At 35.5% G+C, this 21,719-nt stretch carries 23 protein-coding genes and 1 tRNA gene; 10 read left to right on the top strand and 14 right to left on the bottom strand.

The window, feature by feature from the left end:
- Positions 1–87 precede the first annotated feature (87 nt).
- Positions 88–399: a secA translation cis-regulator SecM gene (gene secM / locus DYE19_RS10705; RefSeq protein ID WP_255313151.1), complete on the bottom strand. Its 312-nt coding sequence runs from the start codon at positions 397–399 to the stop codon at positions 88–90.
- A gap of 92 nt (positions 400–491) precedes the next feature.
- On the opposite strand from secM, the gene DYE19_RS10700 reads away from it, so the two are divergent.
- Positions 492–797 carry a DciA family protein gene (locus tag DYE19_RS10700; RefSeq protein WP_115323520.1) on the top strand — a complete coding sequence of 102 codons (306 nt, stop codon included), beginning with the start codon at positions 492–494 and terminating at the stop codon, positions 795–797.
- 62 nt (positions 798–859) lie between these two features.
- On the opposite strand, the gene DYE19_RS10695 is transcribed toward DYE19_RS10700, so the two are convergent.
- From DYE19_RS10695 to DYE19_RS10660, 8 genes are all read right to left on the bottom strand, one after another.
- Positions 860–1,753: a Dam family site-specific DNA-(adenine-N6)-methyltransferase gene (locus DYE19_RS10695; RefSeq protein WP_049214647.1), complete on the bottom strand. Its 894-nt coding sequence runs from the start codon at positions 1,751–1,753 to the stop codon at positions 860–862.
- Between the two features lie 3 nt (positions 1,754–1,756).
- Entirely contained in the window at positions 1,757–2,845 is a 1,089-nt protein-coding gene (gene aroB / locus DYE19_RS10690; RefSeq protein WP_049214648.1) for a 3-dehydroquinate synthase, read from the bottom strand.
- A 15-nt stretch (positions 2,846–2,860) separates the two neighbouring features.
- Positions 2,861–3,388, bottom strand: a complete 528-nt coding sequence (gene aroK, locus DYE19_RS10685; protein WP_046339606.1) for a shikimate kinase AroK — start codon at positions 3,386–3,388, stop codon at positions 2,861–2,863.
- Positions 3,389–3,604: 216 nt separating this feature from the next.
- Positions 3,605–4,915, bottom strand: coding sequence for a type IV pilus secretin PilQ (locus tag DYE19_RS10680; RefSeq protein WP_115323519.1), 1,311 nt, complete (start codon positions 4,913–4,915; stop codon positions 3,605–3,607).
- A gap of 9 nt (positions 4,916–4,924) precedes the next feature.
- Positions 4,925–5,314, bottom strand: a complete 390-nt coding sequence (locus DYE19_RS10675) for a pilus assembly protein PilP (protein WP_049214650.1) — start codon at positions 5,312–5,314, stop codon at positions 4,925–4,927.
- A 5-nt stretch (positions 5,315–5,319) separates the two neighbouring features.
- The gene (locus DYE19_RS10670) at positions 5,320–5,847 is read right to left on the bottom strand and encodes a hypothetical protein (RefSeq protein WP_049214651.1); all 528 of its coding nucleotides are present in this window, start codon (positions 5,845–5,847) and stop codon (positions 5,320–5,322) included.
- Positions 5,848–5,854: 7 nt separating this feature from the next.
- Positions 5,855–6,370, bottom strand: a complete 516-nt coding sequence (locus DYE19_RS10665) for a hypothetical protein (protein ID WP_115323518.1) — start codon at positions 6,368–6,370, stop codon at positions 5,855–5,857.
- Positions 6,371–6,388: 18 nt separating this feature from the next.
- Positions 6,389–7,174 (bottom strand): type IV pilus biogenesis protein PilM, encoded by a 786-nt coding sequence (locus DYE19_RS10660; protein WP_115323517.1) that lies wholly within the window; start codon positions 7,172–7,174, stop codon positions 6,389–6,391.
- Between the two features lie 135 nt (positions 7,175–7,309).
- Here DYE19_RS10660 and DYE19_RS10655 point away from each other — a divergent pair, with 135 nt between their 5' ends.
- The 3 genes from DYE19_RS10655 to gorA all read left to right on the top strand — a co-directional run bounded on the left by DYE19_RS10655 (position 7,310) and on the right by gorA (position 12,257).
- Complete coding sequence (locus DYE19_RS10655) at positions 7,310–9,877, top strand: penicillin-binding protein 1A (protein WP_115323516.1); 2,568 nt, start codon at positions 7,310–7,312, stop codon at positions 9,875–9,877.
- Positions 9,878–9,946: 69 nt separating this feature from the next.
- Positions 9,947–10,792 carry a 23S rRNA (adenine(2030)-N(6))-methyltransferase RlmJ gene (locus tag DYE19_RS10650; RefSeq protein WP_115323515.1) on the top strand — a complete coding sequence of 282 codons (846 nt, stop codon included), beginning with the start codon at positions 9,947–9,949 and terminating at the stop codon, positions 10,790–10,792.
- Positions 10,793–10,901: 109 nt separating this feature from the next.
- The gene (gorA, locus tag DYE19_RS10645) at positions 10,902–12,257 is read left to right on the top strand and encodes a glutathione-disulfide reductase (protein WP_049214656.1); all 1,356 of its coding nucleotides are present in this window, start codon (positions 10,902–10,904) and stop codon (positions 12,255–12,257) included.
- Between the two features lie 100 nt (positions 12,258–12,357).
- On the opposite strand, the gene DYE19_RS10640 is transcribed toward gorA, so the two are convergent.
- Genes DYE19_RS10640 through tsaD form a run of 3 tightly spaced genes read right to left on the bottom strand, consistent with a single transcriptional unit; the run spans position 12,358 to position 14,237 of the window.
- A complete protein-coding gene (locus DYE19_RS10640) occupies positions 12,358–12,933 on the bottom strand; it encodes a thymidine kinase (protein ID WP_049214657.1) in 576 nt (191 codons plus the stop codon).
- Positions 12,934–12,948: 15 nt separating this feature from the next.
- A complete protein-coding gene (locus DYE19_RS10635; protein WP_115323514.1) occupies positions 12,949–13,182 on the bottom strand; it encodes a hypothetical protein in 234 nt (77 codons plus the stop codon).
- Between the two features lie 17 nt (positions 13,183–13,199).
- Positions 13,200–14,237: a tRNA (adenosine(37)-N6)-threonylcarbamoyltransferase complex transferase subunit TsaD gene (gene tsaD / locus DYE19_RS10630; protein WP_115323513.1), complete on the bottom strand. Its 1,038-nt coding sequence runs from the start codon at positions 14,235–14,237 to the stop codon at positions 13,200–13,202.
- Between the two features lie 217 nt (positions 14,238–14,454).
- Here tsaD and rpsU point away from each other — a divergent pair, with 217 nt between their 5' ends.
- The 5 genes from rpsU (at position 14,455) to DYE19_RS10605 (ending at position 19,364) form a co-directional block, all read left to right on the top strand.
- Positions 14,455–14,670 carry a 30S ribosomal protein S21 gene (rpsU, locus tag DYE19_RS10625; RefSeq protein ID WP_005717672.1) on the top strand — a complete coding sequence of 72 codons (216 nt, stop codon included), beginning with the start codon at positions 14,455–14,457 and terminating at the stop codon, positions 14,668–14,670.
- Between the two features lie 120 nt (positions 14,671–14,790).
- Positions 14,791–16,539 (top strand): DNA primase, encoded by a 1,749-nt coding sequence (dnaG, locus tag DYE19_RS10620; RefSeq protein ID WP_115323512.1) that lies wholly within the window; start codon positions 14,791–14,793, stop codon positions 16,537–16,539.
- 75 nt (positions 16,540–16,614) lie between these two features.
- Positions 16,615–18,483 (top strand): RNA polymerase sigma factor RpoD, encoded by a 1,869-nt coding sequence (gene rpoD, locus DYE19_RS10615; protein WP_115323511.1) that lies wholly within the window; start codon positions 16,615–16,617, stop codon positions 18,481–18,483.
- Positions 18,484–18,614: 131 nt separating this feature from the next.
- Positions 18,615–18,691: transfer RNA gene (locus tag DYE19_RS10610), tRNA-Ile, on the top strand.
- 409 nt (positions 18,692–19,100) lie between these two features.
- Entirely contained in the window at positions 19,101–19,364 is a 264-nt protein-coding gene (locus DYE19_RS10605; protein WP_049214662.1) for a GlsB/YeaQ/YmgE family stress response membrane protein, read from the top strand.
- 55 nt (positions 19,365–19,419) lie between these two features.
- Here DYE19_RS10605 and DYE19_RS10600 read toward each other — a convergent pair whose 3' ends face one another.
- Together DYE19_RS10600 and serB are read right to left on the bottom strand one after the other, a co-directional pair.
- Entirely contained in the window at positions 19,420–19,911 is a 492-nt protein-coding gene (locus tag DYE19_RS10600; RefSeq protein WP_115323510.1) for a YajQ family cyclic di-GMP-binding protein, read from the bottom strand.
- 6 nt (positions 19,912–19,917) lie between these two features.
- Positions 19,918–20,871 (bottom strand): phosphoserine phosphatase, encoded by a 954-nt coding sequence (gene serB, locus DYE19_RS10595; protein WP_115323509.1) that lies wholly within the window; start codon positions 20,869–20,871, stop codon positions 19,918–19,920.
- A 78-nt stretch (positions 20,872–20,949) separates the two neighbouring features.
- Here serB and DYE19_RS10590 point away from each other — a divergent pair, with 78 nt between their 5' ends.
- A complete protein-coding gene (locus DYE19_RS10590; protein WP_115323508.1) occupies positions 20,950–21,636 on the top strand; it encodes a YtjB family periplasmic protein in 687 nt (228 codons plus the stop codon).
- Positions 21,637–21,719 lie beyond the last annotated feature (83 nt).

Raw genomic sequence — 21,719 nt, 5'->3', positions numbered from 1 at the left:
TTTTTCTTCTAATTTAAAAATAAACAATAAAAATATTCTGCTTTATTTTATAAATAAAAAACAGAATTCGTAACACAAAAACGAAAGTTAAGAAAAATAAGGCCCTGCTCTAATCGGCGGAACGAAAGAAACAATACCAGTATCCAAGTGTGGCTCACTTTTGAAAAGATAGTATTGTTGGTAAGGAATAGCAGTAGCTTTACGCTGCTGTTGTTGAACTTGCTGAACTAATGCAACAACATGTGATATTTGTTGTTGAATAAAATGTGGATTTTGATAACTAGCATTAGCAACATTGGACTGATTTGTTAGACTCTGAGCTTCAGGTAACGCCAAAATCGCAATCATACTTAATAATAATTGCGACCAAAAATTATGCTTACCTTTTGTTAAAATCATAATCATCCCTATCACTCAAAAATCTCTCGTATTGTAGCGGAAATTAGCTACAATGTCATAGATATTGAGGTGAAAAGTGAGAAAACAAGTCAATGAGATACGAAAAACCAGTTAATGTAGTAGAACTATTAGAAAACTCTAGTTTAGCCAAAATAATGAAAAAAGGATTATTTTTAAACGAGCTAAATTTACACTTACAACAAAGCTTTCCAAAACAATATCAAGGGTTGTACAAAGTTGCTAATTTAGAGCAAGATACACTTTATTTAGAAGTTGCTAATGCGATTGTTCGCCAAGCGCTTTTATTTCAACAAAAGCACTTACTCGCATTAATAAAAACAAATTACCCCGAGGTAAAGCACATCAAATTCTATATTAATCCCAATCTGTCCGTGTGATATAAAATATGTAAAATTCACTAAGCTATTCAGTTTACTCTTGTTTATCTACTCACCCAATTTCATTTCGCATTGAAGACTGCAATTAATTCCGTCACTTTGATTCGTCTGTTTGATTGCTGGCTAATTGACCGTTGTACTTGAATGGCTTTTAGCTTAGCTTTCTGATAAATATCACGTGTAAATGCAGTATCATGATTTGAAATAACAACGGAAATATGGCGTTCTTCTGCAGTATAACTTGCTAAATCAGCTAATACTTTTTGGTGTTGAGCAGAAAATTCATTACCAGCATAGCTGGTAAAATTACTTTCTTGTATTAAAGGAGCATAAGGTGGATCACAATAAATAATAGATTTTTCATCCGCTAAAGAGAAAGTATGTTGAAAATCAGCACAAATAAACTCTGCATGTTGTGCTTTTTGAGCAAAATAACGTAATTCAGCCTCAGGAAAATAATGTCTTTTATAAGAGCCAAATGGCACATTAAATTCATTTTTGGAATTGTAACGGCATAATCCATTAAAGCCGAAACGATTAAGATACAAAAAAATCACTGAACGCTCAAATGTATCTGACGAACGATTAAATTGTTCTCTTTGTGTGTAATAATACTGACTAGTATTCGCTTCTGGATGAAAAAAAATGGCTTTGGCAGCTTCAATATAGCGTTCTACATCAGACTTAACAAAATTAAATAAATTAATTAAATCTGGATTAATATCTGCCAAGATATAACGCTCAAAATTTGTATTTAGAAATACTGCGCCAGCACCAACGAAAGGCTCAACTAAACACGTATTCTTTTTAGGTAGAACTTTATTAAGCTCCTCAGTCAAACGGAACTTACCACCGGCCCATTTTAAAAATGGGCGGTATTTTATCATGGGTAATTTAGTCTTTTTTTTGAAGCCTAACTGCTTTGATTTAATAGGCTGTTTTCGACGAGGAGGCATTAATTAATCAACCTGAGTACAAGAACGTATAGCATCTAACACTATTTCTTGATCAGTATTTGTTGCAACATAAGCTTGACCTAATGCTTTGAGTAAAATAAGACGTAATTTTCCAGCTAAGACTTTTTTATCTCGCATCATATGTGGCAAATAATCTTCTGCTTGCATACTATCTGGTGAAACCGTTGGTAAATTCGCTCTTGCAAGTAATTTTTCAAGACGACCAACATCATCATACGTTAAATAGCCTAATTTTTCTGAAAGCACTGCTGCCATCATCATACCAACAGCAATAGCCTCTCCATGTAGCCAATTCCCATAACCTAAGTGGGTTTCAATCGCATGACCAAAAGTATGCCCTAAATTCAATAATGCCCTATCACCTTGCTCTGTTTCATCGTTTGCAACAACATCTGCTTTAATTTGACAACAGCGTGAAATACATTGCTGTAAATAAACCTGCTCTAGAGCAACAAGATTATCGATATGTTGCTCTAACCAACTAAAAAAATCTTTATCAAGAATAGCTCCATATTTAATTACCTCAGCCAATCCTGCATTTACTTCACGTTTAGGTAAACTCTTTAAAGTTAAAGTATCAATAATTACGCAACAAGGCTGGTAAAAAGCACCAATCATATTTTTACCTAACTCATGATTTACAGCTGTTTTCCCTCCCACTGATGAGTCAACTTGTGCTAACAATGTTGTTGGGATTTGAATGAAGCGAATACCTCGTTGATAGCTGGCTGCAGCATAACCTGCTATATCACCGATAACCCCACCACCTAAGGCAATAATCGTAGTATCTCTCCCATGATTAGTTTGTAAAAGTGCGGTAAAAATCAAGTCCAATGATGCCAAAGTCTTGTACTTTTCTCCATCAGGCAATAATACATGTTCAACCAAGCATCCTTTTCTTTCTAAGGTATCTGTTACTGGGGTAAGATAGTATTGTGCAACTGTTGGATTAGTAACGATCATGACTTTATCACCCGATTTCAATGGATAACAATTTTCATCAGATAATAAACCTGCTCCAATATATATCGGATAACGGCGTTCTTTTAACTCAACATTTACACACTGCATGATTTATCCTATTTTTCAGCCATTAAGATTATCAATTAAATCCATAATTTGTGTTGCCATTACTTTTGCACTTTGTTCATCTGTTGGCAAAGTAATATCCGCAATTTCTTCATATAAAGGATTACGAATTTTCGCTAAATCTTCCAATACTTGGCGAGGATCATCTACTTCTTGTAGTAATGGGCGCTTTTTATCACGCTGTGTTCTTTGATATTGCTTTTCAACTGTCGTTTCTAAGTAAATCACGATTCCACGTGCCGATAAATGATTACGATTTTCTTTTGATAATACTGCACCACCACCTGTTGAAAGTACAATACCTTGTCTTTGTGTTAGCTCATTAATAATGCGCTCTTCACGCTTACGAAAACCAGCCTCACCTTCAACATCAAAAATCCAGCTTATATCTGCACCAGCACGTTGCTCAATTTCACCGTCAGAATCGACAAAATCCATATTTAATAGCTGTGCCAATTGACGACCAATTGTGCTTTTTCCTGCCCCCATTGGACCGATTAAGAAAATATTACGCTTTTCTGCCATCTCTAATTTTTCTTCTTGTTCATTAATATATTGATAATCATGATCTTTTGTAAAATAGAGAAGCGACCTGAATCGGTCGCAAAAAGATCACCCAAAAAATAATTGCGATTATCGCAATAAATCACCCTATTTTTCAACCTTAACAGGCGATTTATTTGTGATATTTACTCAGTGGGAACAAAAGCGAGCGCTATTTTAAGAGCTTATACTAAGGCACTACTGCTCTGATTTTGCGACTATTTCATTCTGCTTTAAAATATGTGGTGTCACAAAAATAACGAGCTCCCGCTTTTGATGACGTTCACTTTCTTTACTAAATAGATGTTTTAATACAGGTAAATCACCAAGCAGAGGCACTTTGTCTACGCCCTTCATTATCGTATCATGAAATACTCCGCCTAAAACAATAGTTTCACCATCCTTTGCAAAAACTTGAGTATTAATTTCTTGCTTATCTATTGAAATACTTTCGCCTTTATCATAAGTCACTCTCGGTCCTAATGAATTTTGACTAACCACCATATCTAATAAAATAGTATTATCTTTTGAGATTTGTGGTGTAACATCTAAACCTAGTACTGCTTCACGAAATTCAATAGATTGTGTATCATTTTTACCATTCGTCACAATATAAGGTATTTCTGTTCCCTGCTTAATACTGGCACTTTTCTTATTCGTCGTTAACAAACGTGGGCTAGCAATAATTTCAACATTATTCTCTCGTTCAAGTGCAGTTAATTCCAAGTCTAATAAGCGACCATTAATTTTTGCTAGTTGTAATGCAACGCTTCCTGTAGGCGTTACATTAGTTGCAAAATTAACATTGAGATGATCTTGAATATTCAAAAAGCCATTACTTTCTAAACTACCTGATAAAGTATGTTTATGAGAAGTAGGATCAAACATTCCCCATCTAACGCCCAGCTCTTTTAGGCTTTCATCAGTCATAGTGACAATTCGCGCTTCAATCACGATTTGTTCAACAGGTTTATCCATTTCTGATATTAATTTTTTAATATTTCGGACTGATTCAGCTTGATCTTGAATTAACAATAAATTACTGCGTACATCTACACTAATACGCCCATCTACCGATAATAAAGAGCCATTACCAGTAGTCAATGATTTCATCACATCTTCTGCTTTAGCAAATTGTAATTTTATTGAGTCTGTTACTAAATTAGGACTTAGCTGACTACTTTCACTCTTTATTTTGTCCGCTTTAAAACCTTTACTCAAATAATACAATTGACCTTCTTTGTGTAGCTCTAATTGTTTAATCTTAGCTACGGCATATAACAATTTCTCAAAACTAGTTTGCTCTAATTGCAGTGATAACATACCATCTAATTCATTATCAATGACTAAACTTTTGTTTTGTTGTAACGCTAATTGTTGCAAAATTTCAACTAGTGGCGCTTGCTTTAAGCGAATAGAAAACGTCTCACTAGATTGCGCTAGCACACAACAAACAAAACTAAGCCATAATAGACCGCACTTAATACAATAATTAACCCCTTTTTGCATACCTTCATCCTAAAGTTTAATAAATAATGTGCTATTTTCCGTACAATTTTGTTTATTTTTCCAATAAGCTAGAGTAATACCTTGCCTACTAATTTGTTGAATACGGAAGCCTTCTGCTGTTAACAATTGATTAAGAGAGGCACTCTGAATCTGCTTTTCTTCATTCATAAAAAATGCTAACCATTCTGATTGTTGCTGTAATACACCAATTAATTTCAGCTCATTTAAATCATTCATTGGAAAAAGTGCTGACTCTAAAGCATGACAAGATGTCAAGGACATTATTTTTTCGTTTTTCATTAAAGCATTTGATTGGGTTTGTCGTTGAGTTCGATCAAAGGGATCTGCTTGTACACTCAGTGTTAAACTAAATAAAATAAGTGCGGTCAATTTTTGCATTATTTTCACTCCTCTATTGGTTGCAGCTGCAACAAAATATCTACCTGTACTGATACACCCTCTATATTTGCTATTTTCAATAATTGCAATTTACTAAGCTTTAATTGTGGATACTGAGTTAAAAGTGTCGTTAAAAAGTTATGAAAATCAGCAAAATAGCTTTGAAATTGTAAATTCAGTAGTGGAAAAGAGTGAAATGTCCATTCAGTAGACTGTAATACTATTTTGTGTGAATGCTGATGAATGTATTGATTGATTTTTGTCATCTGACTCGTTAAAGTTGGGGTCAAAGCAGACTGTGTTATATGTTGTTTTAAACGTTCGAAAATCTGTTGATTATGCTGTAAGTCCTGTTTCTCATAGACTAGCATCTCTTCAATTTGTCTTATTTGTTGGTATTGCTGAATCATTTGAAAAATTGTGTATGACCATCCCAAACTCATTACTATGACAAATAAAATTATTCTTTGTATAAAAGGTAAATTTGATAACTTACTAAGTAAGGAATCTGGATTCTTGAGATAACTTAGCATCGATAATTCACCCCATTGCTAATTGCAACTCAAATTGAAAAGAAATATGCTGTAGTTCTAATTGAAAATGCGTTAATTTGATTTCTTGAAATAATCTATTAGAAGTAAGAAACTGATTTAATTGTTCAAATTCTGTTTGTGTCTCCACATATCCCTTCAAAATGACTAACCCAGAATCCCAACTAAGTTCCGCTAACTCACCTCGTTGTAAAGGTAATGTGGTTATACTGTCCAAAAGGATATTCAATGTTTTTGTAGATAATAAAAACATTTTTTCTTGTACAAGATAATTCTTTCTTAATTCGGAAACTTGGTGGTTAACTTGCTGTAAATTAGAAGTAATTTGCTGTAGATTTGTCTGCTTTAATATTTTTTGCTGAGTCAGGGACTCAGAGAATACCAGTAACACAAAATTACCCACAATGAAGCAAACTAACGCGATACAGCACTGAATAGTAAAAAGAATTAAACGCTGCCGACGTTGTTTCTGCCGCCAAGGCAATAAGTTCAAATGATATGTCACTTTTGTATCTCACTAAGCTTATTTATCATCGCCAAGCTCATTTGATAATCTTTTTCGCCATAATGCACTACCTAAAGCAATGATTGGTAAAGTTGTGTGTAACTCAGTCCAGTCTGGCGGTAAAACATCTTGCGCGTGTATACGGTAAACAATAACTTGCTTAGGTTGATGTTCATAACGTTGACAAAATTGAGTATAAAGTGCAGTCAAATCTGAATGCGTTTTTTGTAAGACGAGTAATTGATATCGTTGTTCTTCAAGTGCGATACAACTTTGTTCATCTTGATATAAAAACAATGTATTTATACTTTGCACTGTAGGCATAAGAAATTGGAAAGCACGTAAAATGCTATGTGCTAAATTGTCTAATACATCAATATTTAATACAGATAATTCTGTTAAATATTGTTGTGCAATCGACTTTTGAACAGCAAAAAGCGTAATCTGGAAACCTTGTTGTACCATATCTGCATAATAATCAAACCAAAGATTAGATAGAGGGATAGATAATTCTTGTTCTAAGATAAATTGACATTGCTGCTCACATTCTTGTTCATTTAATTGTTGAGGCAGCAATATACTTTTAGTCCAAATTTGATGAGGTGAAATTGCAGTAATAAAAGATAAGTGTATTTTTTGTTTGCTTGCTAAACAAATGAGGATCTTATTTTTAGCTTCTGCTAACATCTCTATTGTTGTACAGAACTTCTGCGGTTTATGTTCCATATCTAACCAAACAAATTCAATATTTTGTCCTCGTCGCCACACACCTACTTGAATTAAAGTCATCGAAAGTTGCCACATTTGATGTCTCCTATTTACTGATTATTTACATTTCTGCTGAACTTTTAGCTTTGGATTTAGTCTTGTTATCTTTATACTGTGAATAATTTTTTGAGTTTTTTAATAAACAAGCATTAACCAAGAGAGAATTTTTCGATGCGGATCGCAAAATTAATATTAAGTACCCTATTAACATTAATTGTATTGGGTTGTGTCGCGGTAGGTGCGGTATATATCTATTTGAAAGCAGATTTACCTGATGTAGAAAGCCTTAAAACGGTTGAGTTACAACAACCTATGCAAATTTATACAGCTGATGGCAAACTTATTGGTGAAGTTGGGGAGCAGCGCCGTATTCCTGTGCCATTAGAACAAATTCCACAACCTCTTATCAATGCTGTTCTCGCAACAGAAGACAGTCGTTTCTATGATCATCATGGACTAGATCCTATTGGTATTGCTCGTGCTATTACAGTGGCAATTACTAAAGGCGGTGCATCTCAAGGGGCAAGTACAATTACACAGCAATTAGCACGTAATTTCTTCTTAACACCTGAAAAATCAATTGAACGTAAAGCAAAAGAAGCTGTTTTAGCCATTGATATTGAAAATACATTAACTAAAAACGAAATTTTAGAATTGTATTTAAATAAAATTTATTTAGGTTACCGTTCTTATGGTGTTGCTGCTGCCGCAAAAACTTATTTTGGTAAAGAATTAGAGCAATTGACATTATCTGAAATGGCTGTAATTGCTGGTTTACCTAAAGCCCCTTCTACAATGAATCCAATTTATTCATTAAAACGAGCCACAGAACGACGTAATATTGTGTTAGGACGTATGCTGACGACAAAATACATTACACAAGAAGAATATGATTCAGCAATTAAAGAACCTATCGTAGCTAGCTATCATGGTGCGCAAATTGATTTCCGTGCCGATTATGTCACTGAAATGGCTCGCCAAGAAATGGTAAGACGCTTTGGTGAGGAAAAAGCCTATACGAGTGGTTTTAAAGTTTATACGACTGTGTTATCGAAAGATCAAGCTGAAGCACAAAAAGCACTACGTAATAATCTGATTGATTATGATATGCGCCATGGTTACCGTGGAGGTGCACCACTCTGGCAAAAAGAGGAAACACCTTGGGAGATAGATCGTATTATTGGTTTCTTAAAAAAACTCCCCAATTCTGAACCGCTCTTACCTGCAGCAGTACTGGCTACAAATAAAACTGGCGCTGAATTACTACTATCATCAGGCGAAAAAATGACCTTGTCAAATAATGCAATGCGTTGGGCAGGGAAAAAAACACCTAAAGTAGGTGATCAAATTTGGATTCGCCAACGTGACAATGGCGAATGGATTTTAGCGCAGCTACCAGAAGTCAATTCTGCTTTAGTCTCATTAAATAGTGATAATGGTGCTATTGAAGCTTTAGTTGGGGGGTTTAGCTTTGAACAAAGTAAATTTAATCGTGCAACACAATCTTTAGTACAAGTTGGTTCTTCAATTAAGCCTTTCATTTATGCTGCTGCACTAGAAAAAGGGCTTACTTTATCTAGTGTGCTACAAGACTCTCCTTTGGTTTTAAAAAAAGCGGGACAAAAACCGTGGGCTCCTAAAAACTCACCAAACCGTTTTGATGGCCCAATGCGTTTGCGAGTAGGTCTAGGCTTATCCAAAAATATGATTGCTATTCGAGCAATGCAAATGGCTGGTGTGGAATTTACCGCTGAGTTTTTACAACGTTTTGGTTTTAAAAAAGAACAATTTTTTGCTAGTGAAGCATTAGCATTAGGTGCTGCATCATTCACACCATTAGAAATGGCTCGAGGTTACGCTGTATTTGATAATGGTGGTTTTTTAATTGAACCTTTTATTATCAACCGTATTTTAGATAACACAGGTAAAGAAGTTTTCCTTGCTAATCCCAAAATTGCTTGTATTACTTGTCATGATATTCCTGTGTTATATGGTGAGACAGAAAAACTAGATGCATTTAAAAATTATGATTTAAGTCTAACTGAAAATCTCAATATTGATGTATCTGATGAAGGCAGTGATGAATTAGGTGATATTATCCCTGATATCCCAGATCTAGAACCGATCAATACTAACCCAATTGATGAAAGTCATTTACATTTCATGGCTGCTGCAAAAACAGATAACTCAGAAACACAGTATGCACCACGAGTTATCAGTGGTGAACTGGCTTTTTTAGTCCGTAGCGCATTAACATCAGCAATTTATGGTGAAGCAGGTAAAAGCTGGGTTGGAACAAGTTGGCGCTTATCAAAAGCATTCAAACGTCAGGATATTGGCGGTAAAACAGGAACAACAAATAACTCTAAAGTCGCTTGGTATGCTGGATTTGGTGCTCATTTAACGACGGCTGTTTACGTGGGGTTTGATGATAATAAACGCAATTTAGGCCGTGGAGAAGCTGGAGCCAAAACTGCAATGCCAGCTTGGCAAGCTTATATGTTAACTAGTTTAGCTGACATTCCTGAACGTAAATTAGCTCCACCACCTAATATTGTAGAAAAACGTATTGATACAGGATCTGGTTTATTAACGAACAGTGGCGGACGAATAGAATATTTTATCAATGGTACTGAGCCTAAACGTACTTATGTTGAAGAACAAGGCTATTATATACCATCTGACTTTACTAACCCTGATAGTAATTCATCAGTAGACGACCGAGAAGAACTCTTCTAAAATCCACCGCACTTTTGATCATAAAAGTGCGGTCTCTTTTTTATAATTTCTATTTTAAAGGCAATATTTATGCTTAGTTATCGTCACAGTTTTCATGCAGGTAATCATGCCGATGTGTTAAAACATATCGTATTAATGCTTATTATTGAAAACTTTCAATTAAAAGAAAAAGGCTTCTATTATTTAGACACACATGCAGGTGTGGGACGTTATCGCTTATTTAGCGAAGAAGCAGAAAAAACAGCAGAGTTTGAAGAAGGTATTGGACGTCTCTGGCAACGTGATGATTTGCCCGAAGAAATTGCACGTTATATTCAATTAATAAAAAAATTCAATTATGGTGGTAAAGAATTACGTTATTACGCAGGCTCGCCGTTAATTGCTGCAACAATGTTACGTCCACAAGATCGTGCTTTGTTGACTGAACTCCACCCAAGTGATTTCCCATTACTACGTAACAATTTCAAAGAATTTAAAAATGTAACAAGTAAGAGAGAAAATGGTTTCCAACAATTAAAAGCAACCTTACCCCCCAAAGAACGGCGTGGACTTATCTTAATTGATCCACCTTATGAATTAAAAGAAGATTATGATTTAGTTGTACAAGCAGTAGAAGATGGCTATAAACGTTTTGCTACGGGTACTTACGCCATTTGGTATCCTGTTGTATTGCGCCAACAAATCAAACGGATGCTACGTCACTTTGAAAACACAGGAATTCGTAAAATCTTACAAATTGAATTAGCTGTACATCCAGATAGTGAACAACGTGGGATGACTGCCAGTGGTATGATTGTCATTAATCCTCCTTGGACACTTGAGCAACAGATGAAAAAAATTCTACCTTATTTAACCCAAACCCTAGTTCCAGAAGGAACGGGAAATTGGTCAGTTAAATGGGTAGTACCTGAATAATCTATTACTCATTAAACTGAGTTATGATATCGTTTTGCTTTATGTTTATTTATTCGGCAAAATAACGACAAATTTATTGTAATTATGTGTATCTAAAAGGAATACAACAATGACAAAACATTATGATTATATTGCTATCGGTGGTGGTAGCGGTGGCATTGCCTCAATTAATCGTGCTGCAAGCTACGGTAAGAAATGTGCTATCATCGAAGCGAAACATTTAGGTGGTACTTGCGTTAATGTAGGCTGTGTGCCCAAAAAAGTCATGTGGTATGGCGCACAAATAGCTGAGGCAATTCATCTTTATGCTCCAGATTATGGTTTTGAAGTGAATGTGAGCCAGTTTGACTTTTCTAAATTGGTCGAAAATCGACAAGCTTATATCAGTCGCATTCATACTTCCTACAATAACGTTTTAGCCAAAAATAATGTTGATGTTATTCAAGGATTCGCTAAATTTGTTAATACGAATACTGTCGAAGTAAATGGCGAACACATTACAGCAGACCATATTTTAATTGCAACAGGCGGACGCCCAAGCCGTCCAAATATTATAGGTGCAGAATATGGTATTGACTCTGACGGTGTCTTTGAACTCACACAATTACCAAAACGTGTAGCTGTTATTGGTGCAGGCTATATTGCCGTTGAACTTGCTGGCGTCATGAATAGTTTCGGTGTTGAAACTCATTTGTTTGTTCGTCAACATGCACCGTTACGCAATTTTGATCCATTAATTGTAGAGACATTATTAGACGTTATGTCGCAAGATGGTATCCATTTGCATACTCATGCTATTCCAAAACAAGTGACAAAAAATGCTGATGGCTCATTAAGTTTACAGCTTGAAGACGGACGTACACAAGAAGTCGATTGCTTAATTTGGGCGATTGGTCGCCATCCTGCTACAGATACCATCAACTTAGCAGCTACAGGTGTAAAAACGAACGAGCGTGGATTTATCAAAGTAGATAAATATCAAAATACAAATATAAAAGGTATTTATGCTGTAGGTGATATTATTGAAGGCGGTATTGAGTTAACTCCAGTTGCAGTTGCTGCCGGTCGTCGTTTATCAGAGCGCCTATTTAATAATAAACCAAATGAACATTTAGACTATAATTTAGTCCCAACAGTTGTCTTTAGCCATCCACCAATTGGTACAATAGGACTCACAGAACCACAAGCGATTGAACAATATGGTGCAGAAAATGTGAAAGTATATAAATCTGCTTTCACACCGATGTATAGTGCTGTGACACAACATCGCCAACCGTGTAAAATGAAGCTAGTTTGTACAGGTAAAGAAGAGAAAATCGTTGGTTTACATGGGATTGGTTTTGGGGTAGATGAAATGATTCAGGGATTTGCTGTGGCAATTAAAATGGGTGCAACTAAAGCAGATTTTGATAACACAGTAGCTATTCATCCAACAGGATCGGAAGAATTTGTGACAATGCGTTAACCTAAAGTAGGACTCCAATTTAAAGGCGATATAAAGAAACAAAATATCGCCTTTTTTGATCAAATTTAGTCAAAGCTGACCGCACTTTAAGTGAACAAAATCACGCAATCTTCTCTTTATAGTGCTGGCGACAAACAGATAAATAGCTGTCATTACCACCAATTTGAATTTGGGCACCATCACGCACAACATCTCCTTGTTCATTTAAACGCAACACAAAATTCGCTTTACGACCACAATAACAAATAGTTTTAAGCTCTTCTAATTGATCTGCCCAAGCAAGTAAATACTGACTTCCTTCAAATAACTCAGACTGAAAATCCGTACGTAAACCATAACACAATACTGGAATATTCAGCTTATCCACAACTTCGCTAAGTTGATAGACTTGGGATTTGGTCAAAAACTGTGCTTCATCTACTAAAATACAATTTAACTTTTCATGCATTACATGCTGCTCTATTTCTGCTAATAAATTACTTTCTTTGTGAAAAAGCCGTGCATCTTGGCTAATGCCAATACGAGAAGTCACTTTTCCCACACCAAAACGATCATCAATTGCAGCAGTATAAACAAGCGTATTCATATTACGCTCCTGATAGTTATACGAAGATTGCAACAATGTTGTGGACTTACCCGCATTCATTGTTGAATAATAAAAATAGAGCTTTGCCATATCATTCCTGTTTTTTTATTTTAGTGCCCATTTAAAGAAATAATAAAAAATTGCCCCCGTTAGAGGAGGTAATGCAGCTAACATCAAAATACCAAAAGTTGTTCCACCACCTACGAAACGCCCAGCCTCGGTTAAATAATCTATAAGTTGTTCTGTTGGTATCATAAAAATAGCAATTGCAATTAATGCTAACATGAAAACACAACCTACACCTGCTGCACGCATCGCTTTTAATTTATGTTGTTCCATATTCATTTCCTTGAGAGCTAGCTTGTAACAATTGGCGATAATGTCGTCATAGGCCAACGAGGTTTCACTTCGATTGCAAGATCTTGCTGCTCACCTTGTTTTAGGCGTAACAATCCAGCATAAGCAATCATCGCACCATTATCAGTACAAAATTGAGGTTGTGGATAAAAAACCTCCCCATTGAGCTGCCGCATTAATTCGGACAAATGTTGACGTAATTGTTTATTTGCACTCACGCCACCTGCAATAACCAAACGTGTCAATCCTGTTTCTTTTAACGCTCGGCGACACTTAATTGCCAGTGTTTCTACAACAGCTTGTTGAAAAGCATAAGCAATATCTGCTTTAGTTTGTTCTGTTAACTCACTTTCTTGTTGAATTACTTGTGCAATCGTATTTGCTGCAAAAGTTTTTAATCCTGAAAAACTGAAATCTAAACCAGGTCGATCTGTCATAGGACGAGGAAAAATAAAACGATCAGGATTTCCTTTTTGCGCTAGACGTGAAAGTGCCGCACCACCAGGATAATCCAATCCTAACAATTTTGCTGTTTTATCAAAAGCCTCGCCAGCTGCATCGTCAATAGACTCACCTAATAGTTGGTATTGTCCGACTGCATCCACTTTCACTAACTGAGTATGTCCGCCTGAAACTAATAATGCAATAAAAGGAAAACGTGGAGCATTTTCTTCTAACATTGGTGCTAATAAATGCCCTTCCATATGATGAACACCAATAGCTGGTAGATTCCACGCATAAGCTAAGGATCTTGCAATAGTAGATCCCACTAATAATGCCCCCACTAATCCTGGACCTGCAGTATAAGCAATACCATCAATATCTTCTGCATTTAGGTTTGCTTCTGCTAACGCAGCCTGAATTAAAGGGGCTGTTTTACGGATATGATCGCGCGATGCCAGTTCAGGGACAACCCCACCATAATCTGCATGTAATGCAACTTGAGTATAAAGTTGATTGGCCACTAATCCTTTTTCGTCATCATAAATAGCAACACCAGTTTCATCACAAGATGTTTCAATGCCTAATACTCGCATTCACTTTTCCTTTCTGATTATTTTCATCGCGAGATTTTACCTTGTTTATTATTCTTTCACCAGTTTACACAACGATTTTTATAGAAAAGATCAAACTTCCCTTTGCTTTTAAACAAAAAGTAGATTAAAATTGCGACCTTTATTGAATAAGCCGTTTATTCCAAACGGTAAAATAAATTAGCAATTGCAAAATTAATTCCATTGAGGTGATTGGCTTATGCCTGTAATTAAAGTACGTGAAAACGAATCATTTGACGTTGCATTACGTCGTTTTAAACGCTCTTGCGAAAAAGCTGGTATTTTAGCAGAAGTTCGCAGCCGTGAATTTTATGAAAAACCAACGACTATCCGTAAACGTGAAAACGCAACTCGTGCTAAACGTCATGCAAAACGCGTTGCTCGTGAAAATGCACGTAATACACGTTTATACTAATACTTAATACAGTATTTAAAAACTCGAGTTATACAAACCGTGAAACCTCTAGGTATCACGGTTTTGTTTCATTCAATAAGCTCCTATTTTTTACTACTTACCTAAAAGGGCATACACTTGATGAAAGGCTCAATTCCACGCACATTCATTGATGATCTGTTAGCTAAAACAGATATTGTGGAGCTTATTAATGCTCGAGTGAAGCTCAAAAAAGCAGGTCGTGATTATCAAGCTTGTTGTCCATTCCACCATGAAAAAACGCCTTCGTTTACCGTTAGTCAAAAAAAACAATTTTATCATTGCTTTGGTTGTGGGGCTCATGGCAACGCAATTTCATTTCTAATGGAGTATGATAAATTAGAGTTTGTAGAAGCGATTGAAGAGTTAGCGGGTATGCTAGGCCTTGAAATACCACGTGAAAATAAAGCTCAATTTCATGGTAAGCAAATAGGCTATCAAACTAAACGCAACTTGTATGAATTAATGCAGGAAATTGCACAATTCTATCAACAACAATTAACACTGCACATTCCAGCTCAAAGTTATTTACAACAACGTGGTCTCTCTTCCGAGATCATCGAACGTTTCCAAATTGGTTTTGTACCAAATACATTCGATTCGATTTTACAGCATTTTGTGAAAACAAAAGACGATCAACAAAAACTCTTTGATCTTGGGATGCTATCACGTAATGATCGTGGTGATATTTATGATCGTTTCCGTCATCGTATAATGTTCCCAATTCGTGATCGTCGTGGTAGAACTATTGCTTTTGGCGGGCGAGTGTTAAATGATGACAAACCTAAATATCTAAACTCACCAGAAAGTGCTACCTACCATAAAGGCAACGAGCTTTATGGCTTATTTGAAGCATTACAATGTAATGAAAGCCCAGAGATGTTACTTGTTGTCGAAGGCTATATGGATGTTGTGGCATTAGCCCAATTTGGAATAGATTACGCTGTCGCATCTCTTGGTACAGCAACTACTGCAGAACAAATTCAACTATTATTTCGCTCAACTGAGCAGGCTATTTGCTGTTATGATGGAGACCGCGCTGGACGTGAGGCTGCTTGGAGGGCTTTTGAAAATGCTTTACCTTATTTAGAAGATGGCAGACAACTTAAGTTTATTTTCCTACCTGATGGCGAAGATCCTGACTCTTTTATTCGCCAATATGGAAAAACAGGTTTTGAAGACTATATCAAAAAGGCGCAATCACTGAGTGAGTTTTTATTCTCAAGTCTTACACCGCAAGTCGATTTTTCAACGAAAGAAGGTAAAGCCAAACTCGCTGCATTAGCCATACCTTTAATCAAAAAAATTCCAGGTGAAATGTTACGTTTATCGTTACGTAACACCTTAGCACAAAAGCTAGGGATTTTAGACCAAGCACAATTGGAAAGCATTATTCCAACTTATAGCGAAGTGAAAATCCACCATCAAGCACAAACAGTTAAACATACTCCAATGCGTTTACTCATTGGATTATTACTACAAAATCCAGAACTCGCCCAACTCGTACCGAATTTGACCCCATTAAGAGTACTGAATGAATCTGGTCTTGAATTATTTGAAAAACTGACCGCACTTTGTCAAGAAAAAATTGGTGTTACAACGGGACAGATCTTAGAGTATTGGCGAGATACAGAATATAGTAAAGCTCTTGAAATTTTGGCATTTTGGGATCATCTTGTAGAAGATGAAAAAATCGAAGAAACCTTTAAAGACACATTACGTTATTTCTATTTCCAACTTATTGAACGCGAAATAGATGCTTTAATTGCGAAAGATCGTTCAACAGGACTCAATCCAAATGAGCGACAAAAGTTAACGCAATTATTAGTGAAAAAACAACAAAAGGCATAGTTAATCTATTATAACAATGATAAAATCAGTCGTATTTTATCTTCATAACTACTCAATCAAGGCGGATATATTATTATGGATCAAAATCCACAATCTCAATTGAAATTGTTAATCGCACAAGGCAAAGAACAAGGCTATCTCACTTATGCAGAGGTGAATGATCACCTCCCAGAAGAGCTCGTGGATGCTGAACAAATTGAAGATATTATTCAGATGATCAACGATATGGGCATTCAAGTATTAGAAACTGCGCCAGATGCCGATGATCTAATGCTAAATGAAGCGATTGCTGACGAAGATGCAGTAGAAGAAGCAACACAGGTATTATCTAGTGTTGAAGCTGAAATTGGGCGTACAACTGACCCTGTACGTATGTATATGCGTGAAATGGGGAGTGTTGAACTTCTTACTCGAGAAGGCGAAATTGACATTGCAAAACGTATTGAAGAAGGCATCAATGAAGTACAAAGTGCAATTGCTTTCTATCCTGAAGCGATTAGCTATTTACTCGAACAATATGATCTCGTTGAAGAAGGTGGTGTTCGTTTAGCGGATTTGATTACAGGTTTTGTTGATCCTAATGCAATTGCAGAAGCAGATGTTCCCGAAATTGAAGAATCCTATGATGAAGATGAGGAATCAAGTAACGTTGTAGTGGATATCAATGATGATGAAGAAGAGGAAGAAGAAAGCGAAGAGTCGAGCTCAAACGATGACAACGATTCTGATAACTCAATTGACCCAGAAGTTGCTCGTGAAAAATTCTTAGAACTAAGAACTCAACATAGTAAAACTATAGCGATAATTGAAAAACATGGTCGAACAAGCAAAAAATCAAAAGAGCAAATCCAAGCATTAGCTGATGTCTTCACTCAATTTCGCTTAGTGCCAAAACAATTCGATACACTTGTAAATTTAATGAGTAACATGATGCGTTCTGTTCGCTTACAAGAGCGTAGTATTCAGAAAATTGTTGTTGATAAAGCAAAAATGCCAAAAGAACAGTTCCAAAAAATGTTCATTGGACATGAAAATCAAGATACTTGGCTCATTAAAGCAATATCATCAGGTAAAAATTGGTCAGAAAAATTAGCTAAATACGAAGAAGAAATCCGTTACCATATTCAAAATATCTTAGAGATTGAACGCCAAACCAATTTAAGTGTACAACAAATCCGTGAAGTCTGTGAGCATATTGCAGCAGGGGAACTAAAAGCACGTCGTGCTAAAAAAGAAATGGTAGAAGCTAACTTACGTTTAGTGATTTCTATTGCTAAAAAATACACTAACCGAGGTTTACAATTCTTAGATTTAATTCAAGAAGGCAACATTGGATTAATGAAAGCTGTTGATAAATTTGAATATCGTCGTGGTTATAAATTCTCCACTTACGCAACCTGGTGGATTCGTCAAGCAATTACACGTTCTATCGCAGATCAAGCTAGAACAATTCGTATCCCTGTACATATGATCGAAACGATTAATAAATTAAACCGTATTTCACGTCAAATGCTACAAGAAATGGGACGAGAAGCCTCACCAGAAGAACTTGCTGAACGTATGGGAATGCCTGAAGATAAAATTCGTAAAGTACTGAAAATTGCGAAAGAACCAATTTCGATGGAAACTCCAATTGGTGATGATGATGACTCACATTTAGGCGATTTTATTGAAGACTCTACACTTGAGTTACCATTAGACTCTGCTACTGCGCAAAGTCTAAAAGTCGCAACACATGAAGTGCTAGAAGGCTTAACTCCACGTGAAGCTAAAGTATTACGTATGCGCTTTGGTATAGACATGAATACAGACCATACTTTAGAAGAAGTTGGTAAACAATTTGATGTAACACGTGAACGTATTCGTCAAATCGAAGCTAAAGCACTACGTAAACTCCGTCATCCAAGCCGTTCAGAAACATTAAGAAGCTTTTTAGACGAATAGTTTCAAACACTCAAAGGCTGTTAATAATATTAGCAGCCTTTTTGCTTAAATTTGAAACATCTAAAAGATAATTCCTAGACTTTATTATAATATTTCTCTATAATTCCCGAGTTTTCTATTTAATAAGATCGGCCCCTATAGCTCAGTCGGTCAGAGCAGTCGACTCATAATCGATTGGTCACAGGTTCAAGTCCTGTTGGGGGCACCACCTTTCCAATTCACCCAGCTTTATTCTGAATCCAAACCATCTCAAATTGCTTTAAAAATCGAGCTATTTAAGCATTTTTATACTGTCTTTTGCTTTATTATATAATAGCTAAAAAATACCAGATATTCTGATTCACTTCATAAATTAATCATGAAATATTAATGAAATCCATTCTCTAAAATTAATATAATAAAACCAAATTGTGATTAAAATAACAGCAACTGAAGACATTCTGTACATATTTAAACCAATATTGTTGCATTTGTGTTAAATTCTGTTATGGTACTTCCTGTATGTATAAGAAATGTGTTATTAGATGAGAAACATCTCACATTACTTATCTGCAATACGCTTTTTAAAATCATAATTTGATTTTAATTTTTTATTGACTACTCATAAGGAGAAAAATATGGGTTGGATTTCAGCTATTATTGTAGGTGCTTTAATAGGTTGGATTGCAGAAAAAGTCATGAAAAGTGACATGGGTCTGCTTATGAATATCATTATCGGTATTATTGGTTCATCACTTGGTCGTTGGATTTTTGGTGACATTTTAGAAATTGGTTCTGCACAGTCAGCAGGAAGTTTTTCTTTCGCAGGTCTATTATTTGGTGTACTAGGTGCAAGTTTACTTATCTTTATTCTAAGATATTTAAAAATCATGAGTAAATAAATACTCAAAAGGATACATAAAAAGCCGAAGAAACATTGCTTCGGCTTTTTTGCAATTAATCTCTAAAGTTATTGAATTGGAATGGCTGCCCTAATTCTGCACTTTTGATTAATTGAATTACCGCTTGTAAGTCATCTCTTGATTTGCCTGTGACACGTACTTGCTCACCTTGAATCTGAGCTTGAACTTTTAATTTGGATTCTTTAATCAACTTCGTGATTTTCTTTGCCATCTCAGTTTCGATACCTTGCTTTAGCTTGATTTCTTTACTATACGTTTTACCACTATGTTCATATTCAGATGGAATATCAAGTGAACTAGAATCAATTCCACGCTTAATACAAGCATTGCGTAAAATATCAACTAATTGCTCAACCTGAAAATCAGATTCACTAGATACTTTAATCGTTTCATTTTTTTCATTTAGCTCAATTGCAGCTTGCACATTACGAAAATCCCAACGGTTTGTTAAATCACGATTTGCATTATCCACGGCATTGCGTACTTCATGTAAGGTAATTTCAGATACAATATCAAAAGAAGGCATAATTATTTACTCCTTAGTTAATCGCTCATTTGCACTCAATAAGCATAAAAGTGCACTAAAGTCTGCGAAGTTTACCACAATTTGTGCTTGTTGTTGTACTTTAGGCTTTGCATGTAGTGCGACACCTAACCCAGCAACCTTCATCATAGCTAAATCATTTGCACCATCACCAATAGCGACGGTATTCTCTGGCTTAATCCCATATTCTTGTGCTAATTGTTGTAATGTTATCGCTTTATATTTTGCATCAACCACATCACCCTTGATCTCACCAGTTAATATTCCATTTTGAATATCAAATTGATTTGAGACTGCATAATCGAGCTTTAGAAACTCTTTTAAATAATCAGTAAAATAAGTAAATCCACCTGATGCAATCGCAGTTTTCCACTTATATTGTTGTAATTGTTTTAGCGTTTCTACTAATCCAGGCATTAAAGGGAGGTTTTCTCTCACTTGCGCCAAAATATGCTCGGGGGCACCTTGTAGAGTAGCTACTCGGCGACGTAAACTTTGCTCAAAATCTAATTCTCCACGCATTGCTTGTGCAGTGATGGAAGAAACAAGCTCACCTGTACCAGCTAATTTTGCTATTTCATCAATACATTCTATTTGAATTGCAGTAGAATCCATATCCATTACTAATAGCCCAGATTGTTTTAAGCGGGGAACAAAATCAATTTGCGCGATATCTACTCTTAGTTCATGTGCATAAGTTAACCATTCTGCTTGCCACGTTCCTTGTAACAACACGACTGTATTGTATAAAACAGTCCATCCATCTAGAATAATAAAATTTTCACCGCACTTTTGCTGAAATTGTTGTAACTTTACATAATTTAAATCTGTTCCATACAAAATGAATTTTACTGTTCCTTGAGTTGGTGCTTCATTAGGTAACAATGTGTTTGGAAATTGAGGGAAATAATGAGTAATACTTGCAAGATTTTGTGTTTGCATAGAAAATCCTGTAAATTGTGATTTAAAATAAAGTAGGTTGTATTCTAGCCTATTTACTTAGCTTTAGGAAAAAAGAACTTGCATTTAGCCAAAGAAAAACTGATTAAACTGACGATGATCATCTCGATCATTTTATTTTGTATTGCGACTATTGCTGTCATTTTATTTGGCGTACAGCAATTTAAAATTGGCTCACAATTAGCCAGTGTTAATCAAGTATCTAATCTATCGCATTTATTAGTCCGTCAACAAGCTAACTTATTTTCTATGTTGTTAGTCAACAATGCGAGTACAGAAAAACTGAGCGAAAATTTAAATTCTTTTGCTAAAGAGGAATTTGTTCTTGATGCTTCTATTTATGCTCATAATGGGGAATTATTAGCACAGACTAACCAATCTAAAAATTTACGCTCAACTTTAGGGCTAGCTATTCAAACACAAACAAAAGAGGACAACAATACGCAACAAATTGTTGAACCTATTTATTCTTCTAATGGTCTTGAAGGTTTTCTGCGTGTGACTTTTGATGTAAAATATGGCAAAACTACACAAAATAAAATCAATCAAATTTTCCACCAACTTTACGGCGAACTCATTATTGTATTTCTCGCTGGTGTATTACTCGCTAGCTCAGTACATTATTTTTTAAGTCACTACCGTAGAGCATATCGTACAAAAATTGAAACTACTCCAACTACTCGTAGCTTAAAACCAATTAAAAATACATTAACTTATCACCGTAGACGTAAACGCTTTAATAAATAAAATAAAACACCTTATTCAAGTGTAAAAAAGCAATAAAAAACCGCAGCTTTAACAAAAGTGCGGTTTTATATTATTTAAAAGTC

Source organism: Pasteurella canis, from assembly GCF_900454865.1.
Classification (GTDB): Bacteria; Pseudomonadota; Gammaproteobacteria; order Enterobacterales; family Pasteurellaceae; genus Pasteurella; species Pasteurella canis.
This window is presented reverse-complemented; position numbering and strand designations above follow the sequence as displayed.

Coding starts and splice junctions, on each gene's coding strand:
- secM (WP_255313151.1), bottom strand. CDS start 399: ATGATTTTAACAAAAGGTAAGCATAATTTTTGGTCGCAATTATTATTA.
- DYE19_RS10700 (WP_115323520.1), top strand. CDS start 492: ATGAGATACGAAAAACCAGTTAATGTAGTAGAACTATTAGAAAACTCT.
- DYE19_RS10695 (WP_049214647.1), bottom strand. CDS start 1,753: ATGCCTCCTCGTCGAAAACAGCCTATTAAATCAAAGCAGTTAGGCTTC.
- aroB (WP_049214648.1), bottom strand. CDS start 2,845: ATGCAGTGTGTAAATGTTGAGTTAAAAGAACGCCGTTATCCGATATAT.
- aroK (WP_046339606.1), bottom strand. CDS start 3,388: ATGGCAGAAAAGCGTAATATTTTCTTAATCGGTCCAATGGGGGCAGGA.
- DYE19_RS10680 (WP_115323519.1), bottom strand. CDS start 4,915: ATGCAAAAAGGGGTTAATTATTGTATTAAGTGCGGTCTATTATGGCTT.
- DYE19_RS10675 (WP_049214650.1), bottom strand. CDS start 5,314: ATGCAAAAATTGACCGCACTTATTTTATTTAGTTTAACACTGAGTGTA.
- DYE19_RS10670 (WP_049214651.1), bottom strand. CDS start 5,847: ATGCTAAGTTATCTCAAGAATCCAGATTCCTTACTTAGTAAGTTATCA.
- DYE19_RS10660 (WP_115323517.1), bottom strand. CDS start 7,174: ATGTGGCAACTTTCGATGACTTTAATTCAAGTAGGTGTGTGGCGACGA.
- DYE19_RS10655 (WP_115323516.1), top strand. CDS start 7,310: ATGCGGATCGCAAAATTAATATTAAGTACCCTATTAACATTAATTGTA.
- DYE19_RS10650 (WP_115323515.1), top strand. CDS start 9,947: ATGCTTAGTTATCGTCACAGTTTTCATGCAGGTAATCATGCCGATGTG.
- gorA (WP_049214656.1), top strand. CDS start 10,902: ATGACAAAACATTATGATTATATTGCTATCGGTGGTGGTAGCGGTGGC.
- DYE19_RS10640 (WP_049214657.1), bottom strand. CDS start 12,933: ATGGCAAAGCTCTATTTTTATTATTCAACAATGAATGCGGGTAAGTCC.
- DYE19_RS10635 (WP_115323514.1), bottom strand. CDS start 13,182: ATGGAACAACATAAATTAAAAGCGATGCGTGCAGCAGGTGTAGGTTGT.
- tsaD (WP_115323513.1), bottom strand. CDS start 14,237: ATGCGAGTATTAGGCATTGAAACATCTTGTGATGAAACTGGTGTTGCT.
- rpsU (WP_005717672.1), top strand. CDS start 14,455: ATGCCTGTAATTAAAGTACGTGAAAACGAATCATTTGACGTTGCATTA.
- dnaG (WP_115323512.1), top strand. CDS start 14,791: ATGAAAGGCTCAATTCCACGCACATTCATTGATGATCTGTTAGCTAAA.
- rpoD (WP_115323511.1), top strand. CDS start 16,615: ATGGATCAAAATCCACAATCTCAATTGAAATTGTTAATCGCACAAGGC.
- DYE19_RS10605 (WP_049214662.1), top strand. CDS start 19,101: ATGGGTTGGATTTCAGCTATTATTGTAGGTGCTTTAATAGGTTGGATT.
- DYE19_RS10600 (WP_115323510.1), bottom strand. CDS start 19,911: ATGCCTTCTTTTGATATTGTATCTGAAATTACCTTACATGAAGTACGC.
- serB (WP_115323509.1), bottom strand. CDS start 20,871: ATGCAAACACAAAATCTTGCAAGTATTACTCATTATTTCCCTCAATTT.